At 69.7% G+C, this 24,245-nt stretch carries 26 protein-coding genes and 3 pseudogenes; 11 read left to right on the plus strand and 18 right to left on the minus strand.

Going from position 1 to position 24,245, the window contains the following annotated elements; all coding sequences use genetic code 11:
* The coding region (locus NCC78_RS07375) for a glycerol-3-phosphate dehydrogenase/oxidase (protein ID WP_250792694.1) at positions 1-988 on the plus strand (988 nt) is incomplete at its 5' end.
* Positions 989-1,208: 220 nt separating this feature from the next.
* On the opposite strand, the gene NCC78_RS07380 is transcribed toward NCC78_RS07375, so the two are convergent.
* Positions 1,209-1,469, minus strand: coding sequence for a DUF4259 domain-containing protein (locus NCC78_RS07380; protein WP_250792696.1), 261 nt, complete (start codon positions 1,467-1,469; stop codon positions 1,209-1,211).
* Here NCC78_RS07380 and NCC78_RS32450 point away from each other — a divergent pair.
* The 3 genes from NCC78_RS32450 to NCC78_RS07390 all read left to right on the plus strand — a co-directional run bounded on the left by NCC78_RS32450 (position 1,468) and on the right by NCC78_RS07390 (position 4,260).
* A complete protein-coding gene (locus tag NCC78_RS32450; RefSeq protein ID WP_372495082.1) occupies positions 1,468-1,569 on the plus strand; it encodes a hypothetical protein in 102 nt (33 codons plus the stop codon). The genes NCC78_RS07380 and NCC78_RS32450 overlap by 2 nt on opposite strands.
* Positions 1,570-1,867: 298 nt before the next feature.
* Positions 1,868-2,242, plus strand: a complete 375-nt coding sequence (locus NCC78_RS07385) for an SCP2 sterol-binding domain-containing protein (RefSeq protein WP_250792698.1) — start codon at positions 1,868-1,870, stop codon at positions 2,240-2,242.
* Positions 2,239-4,260, plus strand: a complete 2,022-nt coding sequence (locus NCC78_RS07390) for an amylo-alpha-1,6-glucosidase (RefSeq protein WP_250792700.1) — start codon at positions 2,239-2,241, stop codon at positions 4,258-4,260. The genes NCC78_RS07385 and NCC78_RS07390 overlap by 4 nt, the downstream gene beginning before the upstream one ends.
* Here NCC78_RS07390 and NCC78_RS07395 read toward each other — a convergent pair.
* From NCC78_RS07395 to NCC78_RS07410, 5 genes and pseudogenes are all read right to left on the minus strand, one after another.
* Complete coding sequence (locus NCC78_RS07395; RefSeq protein ID WP_250792702.1) at positions 4,177-5,007, minus strand: IS630 family transposase; 831 nt, start codon at positions 5,005-5,007, stop codon at positions 4,177-4,179. The genes NCC78_RS07390 and NCC78_RS07395 overlap by 84 nt on opposite strands.
* 134 nt (positions 5,008-5,141) lie before the next feature.
* A complete protein-coding gene (locus NCC78_RS07400) occupies positions 5,142-5,450 on the minus strand; it encodes a hypothetical protein (protein ID WP_250792704.1) in 309 nt (102 codons plus the stop codon).
* 22 nt (positions 5,451-5,472) lie between these two features.
* Positions 5,473-5,667: pseudogene (locus tag NCC78_RS32455) on the minus strand (hypothetical protein); the annotation flags it as partial.
* A 201-nt stretch (positions 5,668-5,868) separates the two neighbouring features.
* Positions 5,869-6,465, minus strand: a complete 597-nt coding sequence (locus NCC78_RS07405) for a TetR/AcrR family transcriptional regulator (RefSeq protein ID WP_250792706.1) — start codon at positions 6,463-6,465, stop codon at positions 5,869-5,871.
* Positions 6,466-6,844: 379 nt separating this feature from the next.
* Complete coding sequence (locus NCC78_RS07410; RefSeq protein ID WP_250792708.1) at positions 6,845-7,156, minus strand: winged helix-turn-helix transcriptional regulator; 312 nt, start codon at positions 7,154-7,156, stop codon at positions 6,845-6,847.
* 161 nt (positions 7,157-7,317) lie between these two features.
* Here NCC78_RS07410 and NCC78_RS07415 point away from each other — a divergent pair, with 161 nt between their 5' ends.
* Both NCC78_RS07415 and NCC78_RS07420 read left to right on the plus strand, forming a co-directional pair.
* Complete coding sequence (locus tag NCC78_RS07415) at positions 7,318-8,319, plus strand: NAD(P)H-dependent flavin oxidoreductase (RefSeq protein ID WP_250792710.1); 1,002 nt, start codon at positions 7,318-7,320, stop codon at positions 8,317-8,319.
* Positions 8,320-8,458: 139 nt separating this feature from the next.
* Positions 8,459-9,022, plus strand: coding sequence for a carboxymuconolactone decarboxylase family protein (locus tag NCC78_RS07420; RefSeq protein WP_250792711.1), 564 nt, complete (start codon positions 8,459-8,461; stop codon positions 9,020-9,022).
* Here the strand turns inward: NCC78_RS07420 and NCC78_RS32460 are convergent.
* The 6 genes and pseudogenes from NCC78_RS32460 to NCC78_RS07445 form a co-directional block, all read right to left on the minus strand.
* Complete coding sequence (locus NCC78_RS32460; protein ID WP_372495086.1) at positions 8,903-9,223, minus strand: hypothetical protein; 321 nt, start codon at positions 9,221-9,223, stop codon at positions 8,903-8,905. The genes NCC78_RS07420 and NCC78_RS32460 overlap by 120 nt on opposite strands.
* Positions 9,224-9,455: 232 nt before the next feature.
* Positions 9,456-10,307: pseudogene (locus tag NCC78_RS07425) on the minus strand (IS5 family transposase).
* Between the two features lie 188 nt (positions 10,308-10,495).
* Positions 10,496-10,858 (minus strand): OsmC family protein, encoded by a 363-nt coding sequence (locus NCC78_RS07430; protein ID WP_250792713.1) that lies wholly within the window; start codon positions 10,856-10,858, stop codon positions 10,496-10,498.
* Between the two features lie 151 nt (positions 10,859-11,009).
* On the minus strand, positions 11,010-11,369 hold the full coding sequence (locus NCC78_RS07435; protein WP_250792714.1) for a DoxX family protein: 360 nt from the start codon (positions 11,367-11,369) through the stop codon (positions 11,010-11,012).
* Between the two features lie 171 nt (positions 11,370-11,540).
* Positions 11,541-12,158: an NAD(P)H:quinone oxidoreductase gene (gene wrbA, locus NCC78_RS07440; RefSeq protein WP_250792716.1), complete on the minus strand. Its 618-nt coding sequence runs from the start codon at positions 12,156-12,158 to the stop codon at positions 11,541-11,543.
* Positions 12,131-13,564 (minus strand): MFS transporter, encoded by a 1,434-nt coding sequence (locus NCC78_RS07445; RefSeq protein WP_250792718.1) that lies wholly within the window; start codon positions 13,562-13,564, stop codon positions 12,131-12,133. The genes wrbA and NCC78_RS07445 overlap by 28 nt, the downstream gene beginning before the upstream one ends.
* A 343-nt stretch (positions 13,565-13,907) precedes the next feature.
* On the opposite strand from NCC78_RS07445, the gene NCC78_RS07450 reads away from it, so the two are divergent.
* Complete coding sequence (locus NCC78_RS07450; RefSeq protein WP_250792720.1) at positions 13,908-14,534, plus strand: TetR/AcrR family transcriptional regulator; 627 nt, start codon at positions 13,908-13,910, stop codon at positions 14,532-14,534.
* On the opposite strand, the gene NCC78_RS32465 is transcribed toward NCC78_RS07450, so the two are convergent.
* Entirely contained in the window at positions 14,457-14,963 is a 507-nt protein-coding gene (locus NCC78_RS32465) for an LLM class flavin-dependent oxidoreductase (protein WP_372495084.1), read from the minus strand. The genes NCC78_RS07450 and NCC78_RS32465 overlap by 78 nt on opposite strands.
* A gap of 170 nt (positions 14,964-15,133) precedes the next feature.
* Between NCC78_RS32465 and NCC78_RS32750 the strand changes: the two genes are divergently transcribed.
* Positions 15,134-16,039 carry a PhzF family phenazine biosynthesis protein gene (locus NCC78_RS32750; protein WP_504919619.1) on the plus strand — a complete coding sequence of 302 codons (906 nt, stop codon included), beginning with the start codon at positions 15,134-15,136 and terminating at the stop codon, positions 16,037-16,039.
* Between the two features lie 187 nt (positions 16,040-16,226).
* Here the strand turns inward: NCC78_RS32750 and NCC78_RS32755 are convergent.
* Positions 16,227-16,949, minus strand: a pseudogene (locus NCC78_RS32755) (SGNH/GDSL hydrolase family protein); the annotation flags it as partial.
* A gap of 152 nt (positions 16,950-17,101) precedes the next feature.
* On the opposite strand from NCC78_RS32755, the gene NCC78_RS07470 reads away from it, so the two are divergent.
* From NCC78_RS07470 to NCC78_RS07480, 3 genes are all read left to right on the plus strand, one after another.
* Complete coding sequence (locus NCC78_RS07470) at positions 17,102-17,458, plus strand: YkvA family protein (RefSeq protein WP_250792724.1); 357 nt, start codon at positions 17,102-17,104, stop codon at positions 17,456-17,458.
* A 75-nt stretch (positions 17,459-17,533) separates the two neighbouring features.
* Entirely contained in the window at positions 17,534-18,904 is a 1,371-nt protein-coding gene (locus tag NCC78_RS07475; protein ID WP_250792725.1) for a cystathionine beta-synthase, read from the plus strand.
* Positions 18,905-18,953: 49 nt separating this feature from the next.
* Positions 18,954-19,376 (plus strand): hypothetical protein, encoded by a 423-nt coding sequence (locus NCC78_RS07480; protein ID WP_250792727.1) that lies wholly within the window; start codon positions 18,954-18,956, stop codon positions 19,374-19,376.
* Here NCC78_RS07480 and NCC78_RS07485 read toward each other — a convergent pair whose 3' ends face one another.
* From NCC78_RS07485 to ngg, 4 genes are all read right to left on the minus strand, one after another.
* Entirely contained in the window at positions 19,377-19,886 is a 510-nt protein-coding gene (locus NCC78_RS07485; protein ID WP_250792729.1) for a GNAT family N-acetyltransferase, read from the minus strand.
* On the minus strand, positions 19,883-20,812 hold the full coding sequence (locus tag NCC78_RS07490) for a ribonuclease Z (protein WP_250792730.1): 930 nt from the start codon (positions 20,810-20,812) through the stop codon (positions 19,883-19,885). The genes NCC78_RS07485 and NCC78_RS07490 overlap by 4 nt, the downstream gene beginning before the upstream one ends.
* Before the next feature lie 436 nt (positions 20,813-21,248).
* Positions 21,249-22,433: an osmoprotectant NAGGN system M42 family peptidase gene (locus tag NCC78_RS07495; protein ID WP_250792732.1), complete on the minus strand. Its 1,185-nt coding sequence runs from the start codon at positions 22,431-22,433 to the stop codon at positions 21,249-21,251.
* Entirely contained in the window at positions 22,430-24,244 is a 1,815-nt protein-coding gene (gene ngg / locus NCC78_RS07500) for an N-acetylglutaminylglutamine synthetase (protein WP_250792734.1), read from the minus strand. Before ngg ends, NCC78_RS07495 begins: the two co-directional genes overlap by 4 nt.
* Position 24,245 lies beyond the last annotated feature (1 nt).

A 24,245-nucleotide genomic window follows, 5' to 3' on the forward strand; every position in this document is an offset into this window, starting at 1 on the left:
CGACGCCCGACTCGTCGTCGGCCTCGCCCGCGCGGCCGCGGCCCGCTCCGCGCGCATCCTGCCCCGGTGCCGGGCCGTCGACCTGCACCGCGACGGCGCCACCATCGAGGACACCCGCACCGGAAGCCGGCTGCACATCTCCGCCCGCGCCGTGGTCAACGCCACCGGCGTCTGGGCGGGCGACCTCACCTCGCACGTCCGGCTACGCCCGTCGCGGGGCACGCACATCGTCCTGTCCGCCGCCCGCCTGGGCGGGCTCTGGACGGGGCTGACGATCCCCGTGCCCGGCGAGTTCACCCGGTACGTCTTCGCCCTGCCCCAGACCGACGGCCTGGTCTACGCCGGCCTGACCGACGAGGCGCTGGACGGACCCGTCCCCGATGTGCCGGAACCCACCGCGGCCGACATTGCATTCCTGCTCGACGTGCTCAACAGTGTCCTCGACGCGCCCCTGCGACCCGCCGACGTCCTCGGCGCGTACGCCGGGCTCCGCCCACTGCTGGCCGACGGCGACTCCCGAACCGCCGACATCTCCCGACGACACGCGGTCATCGACGACCCGGACGGCATCATCAGCGTCGTCGGCGGCAAGCTCACCACCTACCGCCGCATGGCGCAGGACGCCGTCGACACCGCGGTACGCGCGCGTCGGCTCACCGCCGGCCCCTGCCGCACCCGGCGGCTTCCACTCCCCGGGGCCGCCAGCAGCGCGCAGCTGGCCCGGGTGCAGGCGCCCCGCCGACTCGTCCAGCGCTACGGCACCGAGGCGGTCGACGTCCTCGCCGGGGCGCCGGCCGAACTCCGCCGGCCAATCGGGCCCGACATCCCCGTCACCGGGGCCGAGCTGCTCTGGGCCGCCCAGCACGAACTCGCGCTCACCGTCGACGATCTGCTCGACCGGCGTACCCGCATCGGACTCGTCCCGGCGCACCGAGAGGCCGCACTGCCTGTGGCGCGCGACATCCTCGCCCTGGTCGCGCAGGGGTGACCGCGCGGATCGTGAGTCCGAGGAGAGCGCCGGTCGAACGCGAAGCCAGTCCGGCGCGGGTGCGTGCCGGGGCGGTCAAATCAGCTCAGCGCGTGGAAGCCAGCCCAGGAAGCGGCGCCGCCACGTCACACCCATGCCCGTCACCAGATCCTTGCCTGCCTGGGCCACGAGTGTGCAAGTGACATCGGCGCACGGCTGGACGTTGCACCAGGCCCGCCCACTACGCCGCCATGACCTTGCGTAGATCACGGACGGCGTCGAAGGCCGAGTTGACATCCTCGGCGGCTTCCTGCCACAGGTCGCGCCATTCGGAGTCCGCGGCCATGATCCGGTCGAGGGCCCTCACCGCCAGCGTCGCCAAGTCGTCGGGCAGATCAAGCCGTTCGCCGTCACGCAGGAAGTCCGGCGCGTAAGGGTAGGTGATCGGCCGGCGGGTGGGCCGCGGGCTTCTCCGTGAGCGGGCCGCATACTTCCAGCTCATGCAAAAGGGGTACAGCAGCCGCGAAGCCGCCAAGATCGTCGGTGTGCACTACCGAACCGCACGATGCTGGCGCAACGGCCGAGCCCCAACAAAAAAGTAGCCCGGGTCGCCAGCGTGCAATGCGCCGGTAACCCGGGCTTCGTTGTCTTCCCGGTACCTCAGCGAGGCCGAGCGCATCCACATCGCCGACGTGCCTGCCCAGTTCGCTGGCGATGGTTCGCAGCGACGCCTTCTCTCGGCGACCCCGCCACGATCAGCCGCCCCGGACGCCCGGTACAAGACAGGCTTTCCGATCCCAGGGTTGGACTGGCCGGCCCGCTCTCACCTCATCCGGGTGGTGCCGGATCACCCGCCGCCATTTCACCATGTGTAGGCGGAGGCAGGAACAGGAGATGCGGATGGTAAGCCCGACATCAAGGTTCTTCGACACTCTCAATCGTCGCGGGCACGAGGACATTCTCGCGGGGATCGAGGGCACAGTGCGCTTCGATCTCGCACACGACGGCGACGTCGAGCACTGGACTGTCGTCATCCGGCACGGCGGGCTTCGCGTGACCCCAGAGTGGCGCGAGGCGGACTGCGTGGTGCAGACGACACAAGGTCTGTTTGACGGATTTGCCTGCGGCACGACCAACCCATGGTCGGCGTGGTTGCGCTACCAGATCCGCATCCGCGGGAAGTTCATCCTGTTCAGCTTTTTTGCACGGCTTTTTCCCGGCCCGCCGGATGCCCGCCATCCGCGTACCCTCTCTGCGGAAGGGGCGGCTCCATGAGCGAAGACACGGTGCGGATCCTGGACGGCAATGTGTTCGTCGTCTCCGACCGGCAGGGCAACCTGCACCCCTCGTCTACGTTTCCCGTAGGTTACTTTGCCTTCGACACCCGCTTCCTGTCTACGTGGAACCTGACAATCAACGGCGAGCGCCTACAAACGCTGTCGATAGACAATGTTCATTACCATGAAACGCGCTTCTTCCTCGTGCCCGGCGCACCCAGTCATTACGTCGACGCAGACCTGTCGATCATTCGCCATCAGGCGGTAACCCGCAGTTTCGAGGACCGGGTGACCGTCTTCAACCACCGAGGCAGGCCGGCAAAGATCACCATTCGTATCGAGGCGGGCAATGACTTCGCAGACATCTTCGAGATCAAGGACGTACGACAGAAGAAGGGCCGGCGCTACCAGCGGGTGGAAGACGGTCGACTGCGTCTGGGCTACCTGCGAGACACTTTTCGGCGAGAGACCCTCATCTCGAGTACCGCGCCCGCCGAGGTCGACGAGCGGGGCCTGACATTCAACCTCTTGATCGAACCCCATGGCACGTGGCAGACGGTCCTGCACATCGAAGCGCTGGGGGACGGAGTCGACCTGCGCGCCAGCCTGCAGGGCGAACAGCACCCACGCCCGGAGGTGCGGCGGGAGATCGACGAATGGCTCGAGCGCATCCCTCGCCTGAGCAGCGACAGCGAGGCCCTTACAACGACCTACCGCCGCAGCGTCACCGACCTCGCGGCGCTCCGGTTCGTGGCCTTGACCGCCCGAGGGCAGAGCATGCCCGCAGCCGGGCTTCCCTGGTTCATGACGATCTTCGGTCGAGACAGCATCCTCACCAGTCTCCAAACCCTCCCGTTCACGTCGGACCTCGCCGCTACCACGCTCCGCCTTCTCGGCAACTTCCAGGGCCGCAGACTGGACGACTTCCGCGAGGAGGAACCGGGCAAGATACTGCACGAACTCCGCTACGGCGAAAGTGCCGCGTTCGAGGAACAGCCGCACTCCCCGTACTACGGCAGTGCCGACGCCACACCGCTGTACGTCGTGCTGCTCGACGAGTACGAACGATGGACCGGCGATGGCGAGCTTGTCCAGCAGCTTGAGTACTTCACACGCTGCGCCCTGGACTGGATCGACCAGTACGGCGACGTCATGGGCAACGGATACATCTGGTACCAACGGCGGAACGAGGAAACGGGCCTGGAGAACCAGTGTTGGAAGGATTCCTGGGACGGAATCTCATACCGCGACGGCCGGCTGCCAGGCTTCCCTCGCGCGACCTGCGAAATTCAGGGCTACGCCTATGACGCCAAGATGCGCGGCGCGCGCCTGGCCCGGCAGTTCTGGAACGACGACGCCTACGCCTCCCGGCTGGAACGGGAGGCCGCCGAGCTCAAGCGCCGGTTCAATCGGGACTTCTGGCTGCCTGATGAGGGGTACTACGCTGTTGCCCTGGACCGTGACGGCACCGCCGTCGACTCATTGACCTCGAACATCGGTCATCTGCTGTGGAGCGGCATCGTCGAACCGGACCGTGCGTCGAAGGTCGTCGAGCACCTACTCGGACCGCGTCTGTTCACCGGTTGGGGCATCCGCACCCTGGCCGAGGGCAACGACCGCTTCAACCCCGTCGGATACCACGTCGGCACCGTCTGGCCGTTTGACAACTCCTTCATCGCCTGGGGCTTGCGGCGATACGGCTTCGCGGAGGAAGCCGCCCGGCTCGCCGAGGGGATGATCGAGGCGGCGGCGTACCTCGACGGCAGACTCCCAGAAGCCTTCGCCGGATACCAGCGGGACCTGACGCACTACCCGGTGCAGTATCCGACCGCCTGTAGTCCCCAGGCATGGTCCACCGGCACCCCGTTGCTCCTACTGCGCACGCTGCTCGGCATGGAGCCAAGCGACGGACAGTTGTCAACCAATCCCGTGCTACCCGCCAGGATCCAACGTATCGAACTGGTGGACGTTCCCGGGCGCTGGGGCGTCGCCAGCGCGGCGGGACGTCATGGGTAGCGGCCGGACAAGCGGCGGACTGCTCGACCCGTTCAATTCCGCGGCCGCGATCGCCCGGCCGATTCGGCCTCGGGAACTGAGTCCGGTGGAGGTGGGTCGAGAGTTACCTAGTGCCTCGTCATGCAGCGTTGAACGGGTAATCCGGGTGGCGGATCGTGGAGTTGATCGCGAACCGGTTTTCGGTCGGGCGCGTTGGTTGCGCCAGCGGATGTAGTCGCCGATCGCGGCGTCCTGCTCGGCGTGGCTGCGGTGGTCGGTGCCGTTGAGGGCGAAGTACCGCACGGCGGCGAACTCGGCCTCGATCCAGTTCAGCCAGGATGCGTAGGTCGGGAGGAACACCAGTTCCACCTGGTTGGTCGCGCACCAGGCGCGGACCTCGGGGTGCTTGTGCGGCGAGAAGTTGTCGCAGATCAGGTACAGCTTCTCGGTGGGCCAGCGGCGGCGCAGGGTCTTGAGAAAGTCGAGGAACTCCCGCCAGCGTTTGCGGTCGCGGATGCGGTAGTGCAGTTTCCCGGTGCTCAGGTCGAGGGCGGCGATCATGTGCCGCACGCCGTGGTCGCGGGTGTAGGTGGCCCGCAGCCGTACCGGCTGGCCCTGGGGTCGCCAGGCGCGGCCGGGGCGGGGTTGCAGGTTCAACGGCCCGAACTCGTCCACGCACAGGCACAGGCTCACCGAGCGCGCCGGCCACTGCCGCAGGACCCGACCGTCGGCGGGCGGGTGGTCGTAGAGGTCCAGGATGCGGCGCATCTTCGGCGTGAAGTCGGGGGTCGGTGCTGGCCTTCCACGTCTTGGTGGCCTGCCACGACACCCCGCGCTCGTGCAGGACCCGCCGGACGGTCTCGACGCTGGTCGCCGTGACGTAGCCGGCCTCGATCAGGTAGTCACGCAGCTTGGCAAGTGACCAGCAGGAGAACGGTCGGCCGAGGAAGCGGGGGTGGCACCGGGCGATGACGCAGATCCAGTCCCGGGTCTGCTCCCAGGACCGTCACCGCGGTCGCCGCCGGATCGGGCAGGCCTCTGACCAGCCGTATCAGGGTGTCACGGCCCACGGTCACCCCGACAGCGGCAGCCAGCCGAGCGCCGGCACGCCCGGCCAACGCGAGCCCGATCCGGGTGAGCAGTTCCCGCAGCCCCGGGGTGAGCCGGGCATGCGGAGCGGTCAATACGTCGACCTGCTCGACGAAGGTCACCGCTGCGGTTGTCGCAGCGGAACCGTCGCACCCGCACCTGAAGGAGCACAGCTACCCCGGCAACCGTGACGTCGCGTAATCGCCGCAGATAATGTCCCTGAACGCGGCTCGACGGCTGCCAACATCTACCGCACCGCGCCGTCGCTGATCGGACCCGGGCGCAGAGCACGACGGCCTGCTGGCGCTGCTCAACGCTATCGATTAGCAAACCGGACATGTGCGGCAGCAACTGCTCCACAAGCGACCACGCCAGACATGATCAACGGGAGCCACCTCGAACGCCGCAGCAGATGGCGGGCCTCGGCCAGACGGCCATGGTTGAAGCGGTGACACGGGCCGCGACCCAACGGACTTCACGCGCGAGCCCACATCGTCGCGCTTACCGGAGCCGGCCGATCCGCGACTCGCAGGTAATGGCTCATGGCGATGTCGTGAGCGGAGATGCGTCTGTCGGGTTGCGGGCCGTGATGTAGCGGTGGATGGTCGGTCCGAGCCAGGCGATGATGGCGTCGCGATCCAGTTCGGTGATCGGGCCGATTCCCAGGACATAACGGGACAGCGCGAGGCCCAGCATCTGGGTGGCAACCAGTCCAGCCCTGGTAGGAACCTGAGCGCGGTCGTCACACAGCTCCGCGAGCAGCGGGGCGAGCTGGTCTGCGAAGACTGCCCGTATCCGTTCAGCCGCGGCGGCGTGCGTGACCGCTGTGCGGAGAAGGGCGAGAAGTGTGTCGTCGCCCTCCCACCGGTCGAGGAAGTGGCCCACGAGGGCCCAACCCGCCTCGGCATGGGCGATCGAACGCGAGTCAGGCAGCTGCAGGTCGAACTCCGCGGCTGCGGCGAACAGCTTCTCCTTGCTGTTGAAATACCGGATGACCATCGATGGGTCGATGCGTGCGTCGGAGGCGATCGCCCGGATGGTGGCCCGTTCATAACCATCGGCGGCGAAACGCTCGCGTGCCGCATCTCGGATCGCGGCACGGGTGGCATCTGAGCGCCGCCGGTGTGTCTCAGCCATGACGTAAGCTTAAGCCAACAGCTGTTGACACGTCGACCATGGCCACATACCGTTGCCAACGGTTGTTGGCAATACTTGTGGGCGTGCAAGGTGACGGGCATTCTTGACCTGCCCTTGGTGGTGGCTCTGGTGCTTCGATTTGCGGGAGCAGCGAGACGCCTTGGGCCAGGATGCAGTGATCGTCACAAGGAACATGAAGGATCCGAGCGAGGCAGTCGTGCTTTTCCGGTTCGATGACATGGAACGCGTCCGTGTCGCCTTCTTCAATCACCACCTGCGTGGCGGTGGCTCCACGTTGTTCAGCGGCAACTCGCCGTGCCACCCCGACGTCCGGCTCGTGGGATAGCCAGCGGCACGGGGGAAGGCGCCCGGCTGACTCTCACGGACCTGAGCCTGCCTCGCCTGAAGGGCTAGCGGTTTCCGCGAGGGCGGTGGACCACTTGTCGGACCAGCGAATCAAGGGGCGCAGGGCATGGTATGCCTCATGGCCCAGCGGCGTGAGGGTGTAGCTGGCGTCGGTGAGCTGTTCGACGATGCGGGCGTCGGCGAGTTCGGTCAATCGCTGACGTAAAACGCTGGATGACATGTCTTCGCAGCGTCGTTGCAGGGCACGGAAGCCGAGCGCAGAGTCGCGCAACTCCCAGACGATGCGGAGGCTCCAACGCCGCCCGAACAGATCGAGCGCAGCCATCAGGGGCCGACCAGTGGCGGAACCCCGGACGGACCGCCCCGGTCGTGGCGCCATCATCATCATCGAATCCGTTCTCGTGACCGCTGGCGCTTCGAATACCGACACATTACCGTTGCCTGGGATCGCTTTGCAATCAGAAGCACGAGACGGAGGTGTTGCGCGTGACCGCGCTCCTGACCCCGCTGTGCGGCCACCTGGGGATCGACCTGCCGGTCGTTCAGGCGCCGGTCGGCTCAGCGGCCTCGCCCGAACTGGTCGCGGCTGTGGCCGAAGCCGGCGGACTGGGCATGCTTGCGTTGACCTGGCGCACCGACGCCCAAGCGCGGGAACAGATTCAGCAAGTCAGGCGGCTGACGACGCGTCCGTTCGGCGCGAATCTCGTGTTGGACTTCCCGGTCGCCAGCAGGTTGGCCGTCTGCCTGGAGCAGGCCGTGCCGATCATCTCAACCTTCTGGGGGGACCCCGCCACCGTGCACGAGCCCATCCACGCCGCCGGCGCGCTGCATCTGCACACCGTCGGCAGCGTGGCTGAAGCGCGCCGCGCGGTCGACGCCGGAGTTGACGTGGTCGTCGCGCAGGGATGGGAGGCCGGCGGTCACATACGCGGCCAGGTCGCCACGATGACGTTGGTTCCCGCGGTGGTGGACGCAATCGCCCCGGTGCCGGTGATCGCCGCGGGAGGCATCGCGGACGGGCGCGGCCTCGCCGCGGCACTGGCGTTGGGCGCCCAGGCCGGCTGGCTCGGCACCCGATTCCTGACCGCCGTCGAGGCGCACACGCACGAGCTGTACCGGCGCCGCCTGATCGACGCCGCAGCGGTCGATGCGGTTCACACCCGCTGCTTCGACGGTGGCTGGCCCGGCGCGCCGCACCGAGCGCTACGGAACCCCACGATTGCCCGATGGGAGGCCGCCGGCTCGCCGGCCGCGCCCGCTCGGCCCGGCGAGGGCGATGTCATCGCCACGAATGCAGCGGGAGGCGCCCACAGGCGATACGAGGATCTGATACCGCTGCCCGGCATGAGCGGAGCCCTGGACGAGATGGCGATGTACGCCGGCCAGTCGGTCGAACTCGTGCGGGACGCGCTGCCCGCGGCGCAGATCGTACGAGCGATCGCCAGCCAAGCGGCCGACATCGTCGAGCCCCGTCCGCCGCACCGGTAGCCCGGCTGCCGCCGGTCGACAGCTCGGCCAACCACGCCGAGGCGCAGACGGCTCGACGGGCCGGCGCGCGGCACCGTTGACGATTCTAGATTCGAAGCGCATACTGATTCGAATATAGAAGCGCTCTGGAGGTGCCCCGATGTCGCGCATCACGCCGCTGACCACACCGTACTCTCCGGAGACAGCGGCCGCGCTGCACAAGTGGATGCCGCCAGACGTGGACCATGACCCGCTGGTGCTTTTCCGGGTCCTGCACCGCAACCCGGACCTGGCGTCCCGGATGCGCGTGCTGGGAGGGGGCCTGTTGGCGCATGGCGCACTGTCGGCGCTGGACCGCGAGATCGTCATCGCTCGCGTGTGCGCGCTGTGCCATTGCGAGTACGAGTGGGGTGTCCACGCCACTGTCTTCGCCAACGCAGTCGGCCTGACCGCTGACCAACTTCACGCCACAGTGCGCGGAACCGCTGACGATCCAGTCTGGCCCCCCCGCCATAGAGCGCTGGTTCGAGCGGTCGACGAACTGCACGACACCGCGCACCTGTCCCAGCCGACGTGGGATGCCTTGCAGCGGCAGTACGACGCGTCACAACTGCTCGAGTTCCTCGTGCTGGCCGGCTGGTATCGAACCATCAGCTATCTGGCCAATGGTCTGCGCCTCGACAACGAGCCATGGGCCGCCCCCTTCCCCGGCCACAGCGCCTGACGCCTGCCCGGCCTTAGACGACGTGCGCCGCTTATCGAGGTCTGCGTCGTGGGCGAGAAGTTCTTGCACGACGTCGGTATATCCCCAGGCCGCCGCAGCGCATAGGGGCGCGTTCCCTCCTGGCCGTGCCCGCTTTCGGTGTCCGGCATAGCGCCGGCGGCAAGAAGAAGCCGCACGAGATCGACCGCGCCGTGCACGGATGCCTGGTAGAGCGGGATCGTGCCCTCGCGGTCGGCCGCGTTGGGGTCCGCTCCGACGCGCAGGAGGGCGCTGGCGACCGTTGCGTCTTCGCGGAGCACCGCCTCCATCAGGCGCTTGGCGAGTTTCTTTCGCTGTCGCTTGTTCACGGTCTTCAGGGTAGGCAAGTCCTGCAGCTCAGCGGGTGGCACCGTCAGAGCCACTCGTGGATCGCGACGACGTGGAGTGTGGCCTGCTAGCGCACGGCGAGTTTGTCGAACCTGGTGGCCACTGCCCGGTGGCGTTTGAGTTGGTTGATGCCGCACTCGACGGCGTGACGCTGCCGGTAGGTGTGGGGGTCGAAGGTCGGTGGCCGGCCGCCCTTGGACCCCTTCTTGTGCCGGTTGGCGGCCTGGCCGATCTTGATCGGGATCGTGGCCGGGATGCCACGCCGGCGCAGTTCCGCCCGATTGCCGCAGGAGCTGTAGGCCTTGTCGGCAAGGACCCGGTCGGGTCGGGTGCGGGGTCGACCGCCCTCGGGGCGGGGAACCCGGATACGCGCCAGGACCCGGGTGAACTGCGGGCTGTCGCCGCGTTGCCCGCCGGTCAGCAGTATCGCGAGGGGTTTGCGGCCTTGCTCGCAGGCCAGGTGCAGCTTGTTGGGTCAGCCGCCCCGCGACCGGCCCAGGGCGTGATCAGCGGGCTCGTCATCGACCCCGCCGGGTGGCTCCTTCTGCCGCTCCGGTTGGGTGCGGGCGCCGGCGGCGTGCTGATGCGCCCGTGCGATGGTCGAGTCGACGCTGACGTCCCAGCCGATCAGACCTGCTGCGTCGGCGCGGGTCTGCAGTCCGGTGACGATCCGCTGCCACACCCCGGAGCGTTGCCAGCGTCGGAACAGCCCGTAGATCGTCTGCCAGGGCCCGTAGCATTCCGGCACGTCCCGCCAGGGCGAGCCCACCCGGACCCGCCACCGGATCCCGTCGATGAGCTGCCTTTTACTCCACTTCGGCGGCCGACCTGGCTTCTTACCCCTCGGCAGCAGCGGCGCAGGCGCCGCCCACTGAGCGTCGGTCAGGTCGTGTCGCCTCGTCACCGGTATGGTGGCCACGAGGTCTCCGGTTTCAGGTTCTGCTTGGTCGCTGAACCATCTACCGGAGGCCTCACTGCGTATCGATCACCGACACGCCCACGACCCTGATCAGGGCCAACCGCCAGCCTCGCGTTGGGAGCTTGACGGCACCGATTCCATTCGCCGCCAGCGGATGTCCGGCGCGCCACGCGAAGACGCCGGCTGGTTCATTCATGGTGATCGACGCTGACGGTCGGCGTGACGGTCACGGAGGCACTCAACGAGTTGGCGATATAGCAGTACGCGTGCGCGTCCTGAACGAGCTTCTCTACCAGGGCGACGTCAGTGCGTGCCGCGACCAGGATCTGTGGCGCCAAGGTGATCTCGGTGATCCGCATCGGCGATGCGTTGCCCGGCATGGAGCCGACCGCGTCATCCTCGTAGGAGAGAACATCCACTCCCTGTCTCGCGGCGACTGCCAGGAACGAGAGAAGCTGGCATGAGCTGACCGCCATGACGAGCAATTGCTCGGGATTGACCCGCGCCGGGTCACCGAGAAATTTCGGGTCCGCGCTCAGTGGAATCTCCACCTGGGACGGTGGTGCCACGGCTCGCATGGACCGGGAGTAGTGCCGGTATCCGGCGCCGGTCGATCCGTCCCACACCAGGTGGGATTCGTACGTGTGTGTCATCAGTGGTTCTCCTCACGGCGAGGTGGGCGACCGCTGCGGCGGGTCCCGTTCATTGGGTGACCAGCCCGAGCGTGAGCGAGGCGACGGCCAGGAGAAGAAACCCGACCGCCAGGCCGAACTGTGGTGAGTAGTCGGCTGCGAGGAGGTGAGTGTGGACAGCGCACACGAAGAACAGGGTGAGGCCGATTCCGGCAGCGATGCCGATCACCGGTGCGCCGAGCAGGCCGACCAGCAGGCCGACCGCGCCAGCTGTCTTCAGGGTTCCGATCGGAAAGGTGAGCCATGACTCAGGCACCCTCGCCTTGGCCATGCCCGGGCGAATCGGCTTGAAGTGGAGCAGGGCGGCCACGCCCGAGAAGGCGTTGGCGGCGATGGTCAGGAGGGTGACGCTGACGTAGGCGGTGGACACGGGAACTCCAAACGGTGTGTTGAGCATATCTCGTAGGCGATTGCCTGTCGGTTGAGAGTCGCCAGCGGGGGCTAAACCCCCGCTGACGACCTTGGTTGAGGGTGATTACAGGGATCGACCGGAGCCGACCCCTTTAGCCGAGAACCCACCTCGATAAGCGGCCCGGCGAGTTCAGGCGGCACGGCGGCCCGCCTTGATCTGCGCGGCGATGTCCGTAGCGCGCCGGGCCTGGTAGCGAGCGGCTTCAAGCGCGGTTTCGTCGGGGAGTTTTCCCTGGCTGGCGACGAACGATGTGCCGTACGGATTACCGGTCTGGAACTGGATGGGATCGGTGTAGCCGGGCGGCACCATGATGCCGCCCCAGTGGTAGAAGACCTGGGCCATTGAGAGCAAGGTGCTCTCCTGTCCGCCATGGATCGTGGCCGTGGCGGTAAAGCTGCTGTAGACCTTGTCGGCGAGCTTGCCTTGCTGCCATAGCGGTCCAGTGGTGTCGATGAACTGCTTGAGTTGGCTGGCCATGGTTCCGTAGCGGGTGGGGGTCCCGAAGAGCACCACGTCTGCCCAGTCCAAGTCGGCCAGGGTGGCCTCGGGGATGCCGGCGCTCTGTTCACTGTGCGCTTGCCACTCAGGGTTGCTGGCGATCGCCGCAGCTGGGGCGAGTTCGGCGACCCGCCGAAGCCGGGTTGTGGCCCCCGCCTTCTCGGCGCCGTCGACCGAGGCCTGCGCGAGCGCGTGTACGGTGCCGGTGGCGCTGTAGTAGATCACTGCGACATGGACGTTGTTGTGCACGGTTGTGATCCTTCCTCTGCATTGATGTGTCTGTACGAGTCGGGCGCCTGTGGGGTAGACGCGCCACGGCAGAGCGGGAGCAGCGCGATCACACCCAGCCCTGCGGCAGCGACCAATGCGGTGCGCATGCCCAGGGCGGTGTATCCGGACAATGCCCACACGGCGGTGGCCAACCCCGGCCCCAGCGAGAAGCCAAGTTGCCGAGCCAGGCTGGTAGTCGCTCCCGTGGTGGCGAGCAGCGCTGGGGGAGCCGTCGACATCGCTACTGTCTGGTTGGGACCGCTGAACAGCCCCGCGCCGCCGCCTACAATGGCCAGCCTCCAGGTCAGGTCGGCCGCGGCCCACTCCGGATTCAACGGGGTGAGCGTCAGGAGACCGACGACGAACACCGCAACTCCCAGCAAGGATGTTCGGCGTGCGTTCCAGACGTCGGCGATCACTCCCCCGACGGAAGCGAGGAGCAAGGCCGCCAGTGGGAAGGCCAGGATCGCGAGCCCAGCTGTCGTCGCGGACATGTTCAGCGTGTCCTGCAGGTAGAACGGGATCAAAAACATCAGTACGCCCACACCAGTGGTCTGGGCGACGAGCGCGAGGTGAGGCCCTGCCATCCCGGGGACCAGCAGCAGCCCTCTTGTGCTCTGGCTCGCACGCATACGCAGCCAGGCACGCAGCGGCGGAACTGCCGCGGCAGTGAGTACAAGCCATCCGAGCCCCCGGCTGGCCGAGAGTGCCAGACCGCCCAGCAGCGCGACCGCAGCTGCACAGAGGAGTGCCGCCCCGGCAACAAGGGACCGGTCGGGCCAGCGCAGCCGACCCTCCGCGGGTAGTTGCGCAAGACCGATGCCAATCACGGCCAGACCAACCGGCACGTTGATGTAGAACGTCCACGGCCACCCGAGGCTGTCGACCAACAGTCCGCCCAACGCCGGCCCGCTGACCCCGCCGAGCGGCCCCACGGTCGCCACCACACTCATCGCGCGTCCGCGAGCATCCGGTCGAACCGCCGCAGCGGCCAGGGCCGGACCAAGCGCAAACAGGACCGCCCCGAAGGACCCCTGCATCACCCGGGCGCCGATCAGCCAGCCGATGTTCGGGGCCAGTCCTGCGGCGATGCTGGCTAGCACGAACCCGCCGGCGGAGAAGACCAATGCCGGCCGCTTCCCCACCCGATCAAGCCACGTACCAGCCGGCAACGTCACGCCAACCAGCGGCAACAGGTATCCGAGCACCACCCATTCGGCCGCGGCCGGAGACACGTCGAAGTCCGCCCCGATATTGGGCAGTGCAATGCCCACGATGCTCATGTCCAACATCGCCATGAACACCGCAAGGCCCGCCGCGACCACCAGCCACCAACGATTGCGTTCCTGCTGGGCTGGCAGCTGCGGTGCGCACTGCCGGGTCACGCGAATGCCTCACAGCGCATCGCGCCGCGGTCGCCCCGCGGACGCGCTGCCACAAGGCGTGACCTCGGATCGATCCGCGCCCGCGTCATGAGCACCGTGCCGTAGTACATCGGCCCTCCAGGTGGTAGCCAGGCTCGCCGCGACAGCGCCAAACACTCCCGGTGCCGCTCGGGCCGATCACAGGAGCCCAGCAACCTGCAGGTGCTGGTCCCTCCATCGCATCGGCCGCCCGCGATCCTGGCACTCAACTTCACTCCTACTGCACTTCTCAAACTACAGTGCGCGTGTAGTAAAGTGCAAGGGATGAGTGCAGACCATGTGCAGTTAAGGATTGGGTGAGGTCATGACCGCGCCGATCGGTGTGCCGCAGAACACGCGTAGTCGTCGCACCCGGGAGGCTCTGCTCCAGGCCGCCCGGTCGCTTATCGAAGAGGACGGGTTCGACGTCATGACGTTGTCCGCGGTCGCCGACCGGGCGGGCGTCTCTCGTCGCGCGCTCTATCTGCACTTCGCCTCGCGATCGGAGTTGCTCACCACGCTGTACCGACATCTAGGCGAGGCGGAGGACCTGGCCACCTCGCTGGCGAAGGTGTGGGCGCAGAAAGACGCAGTCGGCGCGCTGGATGAGTGGGCGCGTCACATCGCCAGGTCGCACCCTAGGATCCTGACGATCAGCCGCGTCATTGAGCGCGCCCGCAACACAGACGAGGACGCCGCAGAGCTCTGGCATCTTACAATGCGCAACTGGCTGACGAGCTGTCGCCGGCTGGCCAACTGGCTGGACAAGGAGAACAGACTCGCTGACCCCTGGACCCCATCGGCGGCGGCCGACATGCTGTGGGCCCTGATGTCGTGGGACGTCACCGAACGGCTGATTGTCGACAGGCGCTGGTCACGCAAGACCCTCGGCTCGCACTATGCCGCGATGCTCCATGCAACCTTCGTTCGCGACAGTTCTCCTCATCAGTGAGGCGAACCGACGCGTTCGCGATCGAGCCAGCCGCCATGTCCGAGACGCGACAGCGGCGGCGACAAGCTTGTCTCCTAGCACAGTGACCTGGTCCGGCGGGGCCGAACTGAGCGACGATATCCAGCCGTCCGCTAGCCGCCCGGTCACTGCCAGCGCGCGGTCGCCGAACGTGCCGAGCCAGATGGGGATCCGGTGCTCGGGCCGAGGAGCCACGTCGGCGGAGTCGGTGTGGTAGACCCGTCCGGCATAGCTGAACCCCGGCTGCGACCACAAACCCCGGGCGATGGGGATGACATTCGCCATGCCGTCGACCTTTCGCCGCGCCGTGGGGACCGTCAGGCCGAACGCCCTGAACCCGGGGATGTGGCCGAGACCGTGCTGACCCACCTGCCGCGGTCCCATCTGTCTAGCGCTGGGCACCCGGGTCATCGTTGGTCAGAGCGGACAATCACAGTCGCGAGACGCTCATCCCGGCGGCACGGACAGTCCGCGACAATCGCGGCAAAGACCGCCACCGTCGACCAGTTGGGCTACGCGACGCGGCGCGTCGCAGATCGGACGCAGCTATGAACTTCGGTCAACACGCCCACCCGACGGCTATGCCGTTTCCGATCAGCATCGTCAACGCCTGCCTCCGCGACGGCCGTGGCGGCAGCCCAACAGCCGTCGTTGACGATTCCGCCCTGCCCACACGGACCGATGCCGAACGCAGCCGGGTGCCAGTCCTTTGCGGCACCTCGCATGCTGTCTTCGTGATCTCGCAGGATCCGCAGATTGCGCCTAGCGCACCGACGCATCACGACGGCCGCGCCGCGGCCGAGGAGTCCACCGTGGGTTTGCGCTTCTTCACCGCCAAGGGGGAACTGCCCGCCTGCGGCCACGGCACGATCGCCGCCGTGGCCTGCCTCGCCGAGCAGCGCCCGGGCCACCTGGGTGGCCAGGTCCGTCGAGCGGGAGCCGGCGACGCCGACGCTGGACAGGTGGACCTGCCGGCCGGTCGGGCCCTCGGCGAGCAGGTTGGCCAGTTGCCCGCCGATGGTCTCGTCGAGGCGTTCGACCCCGACGCCGAGGGCGGACGAGTCGCCGAGCAGCACCAGCCGCAGCGGTGGGGCCCCGGCCCGGCCGACCGTGGCGCGCAGGGCCAGCCCCAGCTCCGGTTGGGCGTACCGGCGGTGCCGGGCGACGAAGGCCTGACCGGCGAGGACGGCCGCGCCGCCGACCAGGGACACCGCCGCCGCCCGACCCAGTCGGCCGGCGACTCGCGCGGGGGAGGAGTGCTCGCTCATGCCGACGCCTCCCTGTGGCCCGCCACGACATGGGGAACTGCCGCGCTCTGCCCGATGGTTCGCTCGCTGCGCCCGCTCATGCCAGTCCCTCCACTGTGGGTGAGTCGGCGGCGGGGCCGGGTTGCGGCACCGCTCCGACACCGAAGAAGGCCCGTCGGCGCAGCTGCGCCCACCGGCCGGCCGGACCGTGGTCGCGCCCCCGGACCTGGGTGCCGCTGACCTCCGTGCCCGCGTGCCGGGCCGCCTCCTGGGCGGCCTCCGGCAGCGACCGTACGCCCTCGCCCCGGGCCAGGGTGGTGCGCCGCTCCTGCCCGGTGCCGAGCGCGGAGAGCACGGTCGGCAGCAGGGCGGCGGCGGCGACCGCGTAGCCCTCCGCCGAGGGGTGGAACCGGTCCCAGGCGAACATCCGGGTCGGCTCGGCCGCGAACCGGGGCCCGAGCAGGTCGCCGAGGGAGACCGTCCAGCCGCCGGCCTCGACCACGGCCACCGTCTGGGCGGCGGCCAGCTGCCGGCTCCAGCGGCGGGCCAGCCAGCGCAGCGGCGGCTGGATCGGCTCGATCGCGCCCAGGTCGGGGCAGGTGCCTACGACCACCTCGCAGCCGGCGGCGCGCAGCGCTCGGACCGCCTCGACCAGGTAGCGCACCGCCAGCGCGGGCGGAGTGCGGTTGGTCACATCGTTGCCGCCGATGAGGATCACCGCGACGTCGGGGTCGCACTCCAGCGCCGCCTCGACCTGGTGCCTCAGCACCGCCGAGATGGCGCCGACCACGGCGAACCGGTGCAGCCGGACGGGCCGTTGCAGCCGGCGCGACAGGCCGGTGGCGAGCAGCGCCCCGGGCGTCTCCCGGCGGCGGTGCACGCCGTAGCCGGCGGCTGAGGAGTCACCGAGCACGACCACGGTGACCGGTGGGCCGGGCAGCTTCGCGCCGTAGACCCCGTCACAGCGCGGCGGCGGCGCCTCGGCCATCGGGATCGTGCGCCGGGCCTGGCGGGCCTGCCCGATGAGCACGCCGCCGGTCGCCACCGCGGCCGCCGCGGTGGCGCCCGTGCCGATCGCCGCCAGGCGGGCGACCTGCCGGACGCGCTGCCAGCGCGAACCAACCGGGACGACGGAACCAGCGACCCCCATGAGGCGAGATTATCGCGCCGGCACGACAAACCGCTGTCGTCGTGTCGGCTCCCCGGTGCCTGGAAGACGACGTGTCTGGGTACCTGTTCCGGTGACCGGCCGGGGGGTTGCACCGGAACGTCACCCTGGCACCCGGAAGAGGGGCGGAAACGATGGGGAAGACTTTGAAGCGGAGCGCGGCGTTCAGCGCGCTGGCCCGGGCGCTCGCGACGGGGGCGCGGGGCGGCCCGTCGCTGGGGGCACGGCTGGCGGCGCTGCCCCGGATGATCCGGGCCACCGCCCGCGGCGAGTACGACGGCGGCCTCCGGCTGGCCCTGATGACGGCCGCCACGGCGTACATCGTCTCGCCGGTGGACCTGCTCCCGGAGATCCCGCTGGCGGTGTTCGGGCTGGCCGACGACGCGGTGATGATCACCTGGCTGGCCGGCAGCGTGCTCGCCGAGACCGAGCGGTTCCTGGAGTGGGAGGCACGCCGCCGCTCCGTCATCCCCGGGCGGGCGACCCTCTGACGGGACGTAGGCTGGGCATCGAATAAATGTCTGCCCGGCCGCCGTCGCCGGCGCCGCAACGAAGGGCACAACGAGGTGCAGTACTACGACAACGTCGTCGAGCTGATCGGCAACACCCCGCTGGTACGGCTGCGCAACGTCACCGAGGGCATCCAGGCCACCGTGCTGGCGAAGGTGGAATACCTCAACCCCGGTGGCTCGGTGAAGGACCGGATCGCGCTGCGGATGGTGGAGGACGCCGAGGCCGCGGGCATCCTGAAGCCGGGCGGCACCATCGTCGAGCCGACCAGCGGCAACACCGGCGTCGGGCTGGCCCTGGTGGCGCAGCTCAAGGGCTACAAGTGCGTCTTCGTCTGCCCTGACAAGGTCAGCCAGGACAAGCAGGACGTGCTGCGCGCGTACGGCGCCGAGGTGGTGGTCTGCCCGACCGCCGTCGCGCCGGAGGACCCGCGTTCCTACTACAACGTCTCCGACCGGCTGGCGCGGGAGATCCCCGGCGCCTGGAAGCCCAACCAGTACAGCAACCCGGCGAACCCGCGCTCGCACTACGAGACCACCGGCCCGGAGCTGTGGAAGCAGACCGGGGGTGGGCTCACCCACTTCGTGGCCGGCGTGGGCACCGGCGGCACCATCTCCGGCATCGGCCGCTACCTCAAGGAGGCCTCCGAGGGCCGGGTGCGGATCATCGGCGCGGACCCGGAGGGTTCGGTCTACTCCGGCGGCACCGGCCGGCCCTACCTGGTCGAGGGCGTCGGTGAGGACTTCTGGCCGGAGACCTACGACCAGGGCGTCGCAGACGAGATCATCGAGGTCTCCGACAAGGCGTCCTTCGAGATGACCCGGCGGCTGGCCCGCGAGGAGGGGATGCTGGTCGGCGGCTCCTGCGGCATGGCCGTGGTCGCCGCCCTCGAGGTGGCCCGCAAGGCCGGCCCGGACGACGTGGTCGTGGTCCTGCTGCCGGACAGCGGCAAGGGCTACCTCTCCAAGATCTTCAACGACGCCTGGATGGCCCGGTACGGCTTCCTGGACAACTCCGGCACCGAACCGACCGTCGCCGACGCGCTCGCCAGCAAGCCGGGTGGCCTGCCCGAGCTGGTACACGTGCACCCGACCGAGACCGTCCGCGACGCCATCGACTACATGCGCGAGTACGGGGTCTCCCAGCTCCCGGTGCTCAAGGCCGAGCCGCCGGTCGTCACCGGTGAGGTCGCCGGCTCGATCGCGGAGAGGGACCTGCTCGACGCGCTCTTCACCGGGCAGGCGCACCTGCACGACACCATCGAGCGGCACATGGGTGACCCGCTGCCGATGATCGGCGGCGGTCAGCCGGTGAGCGAGGCGGTCGGCCTGCTGGAGAAGTCCGACGCGGCGCTGGTGCTGGTCGACGGCAAGCCCAAGGGTGTGCTCACCCGCCAGGACCTGCTCGCCCACCTCGGCGCCCGCTGACCTCGCCGGTACGGCCGAAGGGCCCTGTCCGCCCCGGGGAGGGCCCTGGATGTCCGCGACGCTCTGGAACTTCGGTCCGGTCGGGAACCTGGTCTGGCAGCACTTCCCGGAAGGACGGGAAAGGATGGCGGAACTCGTCGTCGGTTCGATCGAGGACGCCCTCGACGACGATTCGCCGGAGCTGCCCGAGCAGTTCGAGTACATGATCCATGTGGTCGGGCCCCTGGTCCTGGACCGGATCGGGGTCCGGCACGTCGAGCCCGACCTGCTGGACCGGTTCTGCCGGTTCTGCCGGGACATGCTCGCCTACTCCGGTCCGGAGGTCTGGGAGGTCGAGCACAACCTCTACCACTACGTGGTCGAGAGCATCGACGGTCCCGCTCCGGTCGAGGTGCTGCTCCGGGCCGACGCCGAGATGGTGGCGGCGGTACGGGCCCGCTTTCCCGGCCTCTGGGCGGAACCGGCCGCGTGATCAGAGCAGGCGGGCGTAGCGCAGCTGCAGGACCGCCACTGGGCCAATGTGCTCGTTCCGGGACTGCCCGGTGGGCGTCCAGCCGCCGCGCTCGTAGAAGCGCCGGGCGACGGTGTTCTCCCGCAGCACCCACAGCACCGCCCGGGACCAGCCGCGCGACCGCATGGCGGCCAGCGCGTCGACCATCAGCTGCCGGCCGGTGCCCCGACCGCGTTCGGCCGGGTCGAGGTGGATGGCGTTGAGCAGGCCGGTCGCCGGGTCGCCCTCGTCGTCCGGGCCCAGGTAGCTGAAGCCGACCAGCCGGCCGTCGCGTTCGGCCACGGTCATCCGGTGCTCGTCGCGCTCCCACGTCCACCGCTCGACCCAGTACGCCCCCAACGCCTCCGACGTCGGGTCGGCCAGCGCCTCCGGCGGCAGGAACGACGAGTACGTCGCCACCCGGGAGCCCTGGTGCAGGGCACCCACCGCCATCAGGTCGTCGACGGTGGCGTGGCGGAGCGTGACGGTCACCCGGCCGAGGCTACCCGGCGGGCCGGGACCTGGATGGTCGTCAGGTCCTCGGCGATCACCAGGTCGCCGTCGAAGTGCGCGCGGGCCTCGTCGGCGAAGCTGCGCGGGTCGGCGTACCGCTGGGAAAAGTGGGTGAGCACGAGCCGGCGTACCCCCGACTCGGCCGCCACCCGCGCGGCCTGGGCCGCGGTGAGATGGCCGACCTCGGCGGCGAGCGCGGCCTCGGAGTCGAGGAAGGTCGACTCGATGACCAGCAGGTCGGCGTGCTCGGCGAGGGCGTACACCCCGTCGCAGAGGCCGGTGTCCATCACGAAGGCGAAGCGCTGCCCCGGCCGGGGGACGCTCACCTCGTCGCGGGTGACGCGGCGTCCGTCGAGGTCCAGGTGGCCGACGCGGATCAGCTCCCCGACCGCCGGCCCCGCGATGCCGTACGCGGACAGCTTCTTCGGCAGCATCCGGCAGCCGTCCGGCTCGACCAGCCGGTAACCGTACGTCTCGATGGGGTGTCGCAGGCGGCGGGCCTCCAGCGTGCCCACGCCGAGGGTGATCCGCTGCCCGTCCGCCTCGATCGGCTCGACGCGCAGCTCGGCGGTCTCGTGGAAGCTGGACGCGTGCCGGAGCCGGGCGAAGTACTCGGCGCCGCCAGCGGGGAAGTGCACCGCCACCGGGTGCGGCACCCGGTCCAGGGAGAGCCGCTGGATCGTGCCGGGCAGGCCGAGGCAGTGGTCGCCGTGGAAGTGGGTGACGCAGATCCGGGTCAGGTCGGTGACGGTGACGCCGGTGTGCAGCAGCTGCCGCTGGCTGCCCTCGCCCGGGTCGAAGAGGATCACCTCGTCGTCCCAGCGCAGCACGTACCCGTTGTGGTTGCGCTGCCGGGTCGGCGCCTGACTGGCCGTCCCGAGCACCACCAGCTCGCGCATCGACACGGTGTCTCTCGCTTCGGAAAGGGTCGACCCCCGGGGCTTCCGCGCTGGCGCGGGCCGGCTGGACTGGGCCGGCACCCCGGGGGTCGGGTGGCTGTCGTGGTTTCGCCGCACCGCTGCCACACGGTCTCGACGATGGTGCTGTGCCCGCCTCGCGGCGGACGAGTTTACTGTCGAGGACAGCGGCTAGCGGACAGCCACCTCACGAGTCCGATTGCTATACAAGTCTGGACCACCTCCTTTCCCGTGTACCGCCACGCTATCGAGATCCCCGCCGGCCCGGCAACGGATTTCGATCACAGGCCCGCCGGGAATGGTCGGCCGGCTCGCGGATGCTCGCGTCGGCGCCGTTCACCGGTGGCCATGCCCCGCACGTCCGCGCCCGCGTCCCGAGCCCCGCCGGCTCTGCCGGCCCGACCGGAGGCCGGACCGGCACCGGTCAGGAGGGCTCGGCGATGCCGATCGGGCCCTCGCGCGGGCCCTCCTCGTTGGCCGGCTGCACCGCCAGCGACGGGAAATCGGCCAGGTCGCCCTCCGGCTCGGCGTCCCACTCGGGGAAGACCAGGTCGCTCTGGAGGTAGAGGCAGAGCAGTTGGGTGAGGTGGCGCAGCCCGTCGAGGTGGGTGCGCTCGTGCCCGTGGGTGGCGTCCACGCCGAAGCCGAGCAGCGCCACCCGGGCGTGCGCGCCGGCCTCGACGGCCGCCGCCACGTCCGAGCGGTAGTACTCGAAGACGTCCCGGACCAGCTCCACCCCGTGGTCCTTCGCGATCGACGCGAGGTTGCGGGTGAGGTGGTAGTCGAACGGTCCCACCCCGTCGCCCATGGCCAGGGTGGCCGCGTCCTCCCGGGACTGCTGCCCGGGGGCGACCACCGCCGCGTCCACCGAGACGATCTCCGCGACGTCCGGGTCGAGCCCATGGGACGCCCCGTGCCCGATCTCCTCGGTGACGGTGACCAGCAGGTGCGCGGTGACCGCCGGGCGTACGCCGGCGTCGACCATCGCCTTGAACGCGGTCAGCACCGCGGCCACGCCGGCCTTGTCGTCCAGGTGCCGGGACTTGACGTACCCGCTCGGAGTGATCGTCGGGTTGGGCAGGAACGCCACGAAGTCGCCGGCGTCGATGCCGAGCGCACGCAGGCCGGCGATGTCCTCCACCGGCTCGTCGACCCGGACCTCGACGTGCTGCCAGCCGACGCCCTGCACGTCAACGTCGTCGTTGTACCGGTGCCCGCTGGCCTTGAGCGGCAGCACCTGGCCGGTGACGACCCGCTCCAGGTCGTCGGTGAAGATCCGCACGTGCGCGCCCTCGGCGAACCGGGCGCTGTGCGTGCCGATCGTCTTCAGCTCCAGCCGGCCGTTCTCCTTCAGCCGCTTCACCATGCCGCCGATGGTGTCGGTGTGCACCACGATCGCCCGGTCGGCGCCGGTCTCCCGGGGCCCGGGCAGGCAGGCGCTGAGCGCGCCGCGGCGCGTCAACGTCGAGGGGATGCCGAGCGCGGAGAGCCGCTCGCCGACGTACTGCTGCACGTGGTCGGTACGCCCCGACGGGCTCGGGATCTCCAGCAGCTCCAGCAGCACCTGGCGCAGGTAGTCCAGGTCGATCTCCAGTGGCTTCGGGCTCACGCGGCACCTCCCGGGCCGGCCGGGGACCAGAGCCGCTGCGGCGCCCGGGTGCCGGGGAAGAGCAGGTCCACGAAGCGCTCGGCGGTCGGCTGCGGCTCGTGGTTGGCCAGGCCGGGCCGCTCGTTGGCCTCGATGAAGACGTGCTCCGGCCGGTCCGGGGCGGGTACCAGCAGGTCCAGCCCGGTGACCGGGATGTCCAGCGCCCGGCTGGCGGCCACGCACGCCTCGGCGATGACCGGGTGCAGCTCGCCGGTGACGTCGTGGATGGTGCCGCCGGTGTGCAGGTTCGCGGTCCGGCGTACGACCAGCATCTGCCCCTCGGGCAGCACGTCGTGCAGCTGGTAGCCGGCCTCGGCGACCACGTCGCGGGTCATGTCGTCCACCGGGATGCGCGACTCGCCACCGGTGGCGGCGGCCCGACGGCGGCTCTGCCGCTCGATCAGCTCGGCGATGTCGTGCACCCCGTCGCCGGTGACGGCGGCCGGCCGCCGCACCGCCGCGGCCACCACCTCGTGGTCGATGACGATGACCCGGAGGTCCTCGCCGGCGCGCATCTCCTCGACCAGCACCTCCGGGCAGAACCGGGCGGCCAGCTCGACGGCGGCGGTCAGCGCCTCGGCGCTGCGCACACCCACCGTGATGCCGTTGCCCTGCTCGCCCCGCGCCGGCTTCACCACCACCTGGCCGACGTCGGCGAGGAACGCGGCGTCGCCGTCGTCGCCGGTGGCGGTCCGGCCGCGCGGCACCGACAGCCCGGCCTCGGCGAGGATCCGCCGGGTGACCCGCTTGTCGTCGCAGCGGCTCATCGCCACCGCCGAGGTCAGCTCCGACAGCGACTCGCGGGTGAGGACCGTCCGGCCGCCGCTGGTCAGCCGCAGCTCACCCCAAGCCGGGTCGGTCACCTCCACCCGGATGCCGCGCCGCATCGCCTCGTCGGCGACGATCTTCGCGTACGGGTTGAGTCGGTCGTACCCCTCGGGCATGGCGGGCAGGAAGAGCCGCTCGTTGATCGGGTTCTTCCGCTTCACGCAGAGGGTGGCCGTGCGGTAGAAGCCGAGCCGCTCGTAGAGCCGGATCGCCCCGGCGTTCTCGGCGAGCACGGACAGGTCCACGTACGCCCGCCCGCGCGCGACCAGCCGGGCGGCCAGCTCGGTGATCAACGCCTGGCCGGTGCCGGGCGGCGCGGTGTTGAAGTCGACGGTGAGACACCACAGGCTCGCGCCGTTCTCCGGATCGTCGAAGACCGCGACGTGGTCCACCCCGGTGATGGTGCCGACCACCTCGCCGGTGGCGTCCTCGGCAACCAGGTGCAGGAACCGGTCGGTGCCGGCGTTGGCGACCAGCACCTCCACCGGCGCGGTGACCATCCCGTTGCGGGCGTAGATCCGGTTCACCGCGTCGGCGTCGGCGGCGTCGCGCAGCGGGCGGATGAGCAGCCCGGGGAGTTCGGCGTCGGCCGGCCGCTCGGCGCCCAGCGGCAGCCGGTAGGTCAGCGACGGGTCGATGAAGAGTTCGTCGGGCAACCGGGAGACCAGCACGTGCGGGTCGCGCAGGTAGATGCAGATGTCCCGGGAGCCGGCGGCCTCCGAACGCAGCACGGCGGCGACGGCGGCCTGGTCGGCGAAGGTCTGCCCGAAGACCAGCCGTCCCCACCCGCAGTCGAGCACCACGTCGGTGGGGCCCTCGCGGTCGGGACTCTCCGCCGGGCCGGGGGCCACCGGGTCGCCGCCCGGGCCGACCCGTTCCCACCGCCGGCCGGTGACGCGCAGCCGGTCCGGCCGGGCCGCGCCGGTTGCCAAGGTGTCGGTCACG

The sequence above is a fragment of the Micromonospora phytophila genome (assembly GCF_023656545.1).
In the GTDB taxonomy this organism is placed as follows: domain Bacteria; phylum Actinomycetota; class Actinomycetes; order Mycobacteriales; family Micromonosporaceae; genus Micromonospora; species Micromonospora phytophila.

Bases quoted from the DNA above. Each gene is read 5' to 3' on its own strand.
- NCC78_RS07395 (WP_250792702.1), bottom strand. From the start codon at position 5,007: ATGCGCCGCATCCTGGACCTCTACGACCACCCGCCCGCCGACGGTCGG.
- NCC78_RS07470 (WP_250792724.1), top strand. From the start codon at position 17,102: ATGGGGAAGACTTTGAAGCGGAGCGCGGCGTTCAGCGCGCTGGCCCGG.
- NCC78_RS32750 (WP_504919619.1), top strand. From the start codon at position 15,134: ATGCCGTTTCCGATCAGCATCGTCAACGCCTGCCTCCGCGACGGCCGT.
- NCC78_RS07410 (WP_250792708.1), bottom strand. From the start codon at position 7,156: ATGGCTGCGCTCGATCTGTTCGGGCGGCGTTGGAGCCTCCGCATCGTC.
- NCC78_RS07420 (WP_250792711.1), top strand. From the start codon at position 8,459: ATGTCGCGCATCACGCCGCTGACCACACCGTACTCTCCGGAGACAGCG.
- NCC78_RS32450 (WP_372495082.1), top strand. From the start codon at position 1,468: ATGCAAAAGGGGTACAGCAGCCGCGAAGCCGCCAAGATCGTCGGTGTG.
- NCC78_RS07390 (WP_250792700.1), top strand. From the start codon at position 2,239: ATGAGCGAAGACACGGTGCGGATCCTGGACGGCAATGTGTTCGTCGTC.
- NCC78_RS32465 (WP_372495084.1), bottom strand. From the start codon at position 14,963: ATGACCCGGGTGCCCAGCGCTAGACAGATGGGACCGCGGCAGGTGGGT.
- NCC78_RS07380 (WP_250792696.1), bottom strand. From the start codon at position 1,469: ATGAGCTGGAAGTATGCGGCCCGCTCACGGAGAAGCCCGCGGCCCACC.
- NCC78_RS07450 (WP_250792720.1), top strand. From the start codon at position 13,908: ATGACCGCGCCGATCGGTGTGCCGCAGAACACGCGTAGTCGTCGCACC.
- NCC78_RS07405 (WP_250792706.1), bottom strand. From the start codon at position 6,465: ATGGCTGAGACACACCGGCGGCGCTCAGATGCCACCCGTGCCGCGATC.
- NCC78_RS07480 (WP_250792727.1), top strand. From the start codon at position 18,954: ATGTCCGCGACGCTCTGGAACTTCGGTCCGGTCGGGAACCTGGTCTGG.
- NCC78_RS07385 (WP_250792698.1), top strand. From the start codon at position 1,868: ATGGTAAGCCCGACATCAAGGTTCTTCGACACTCTCAATCGTCGCGGG.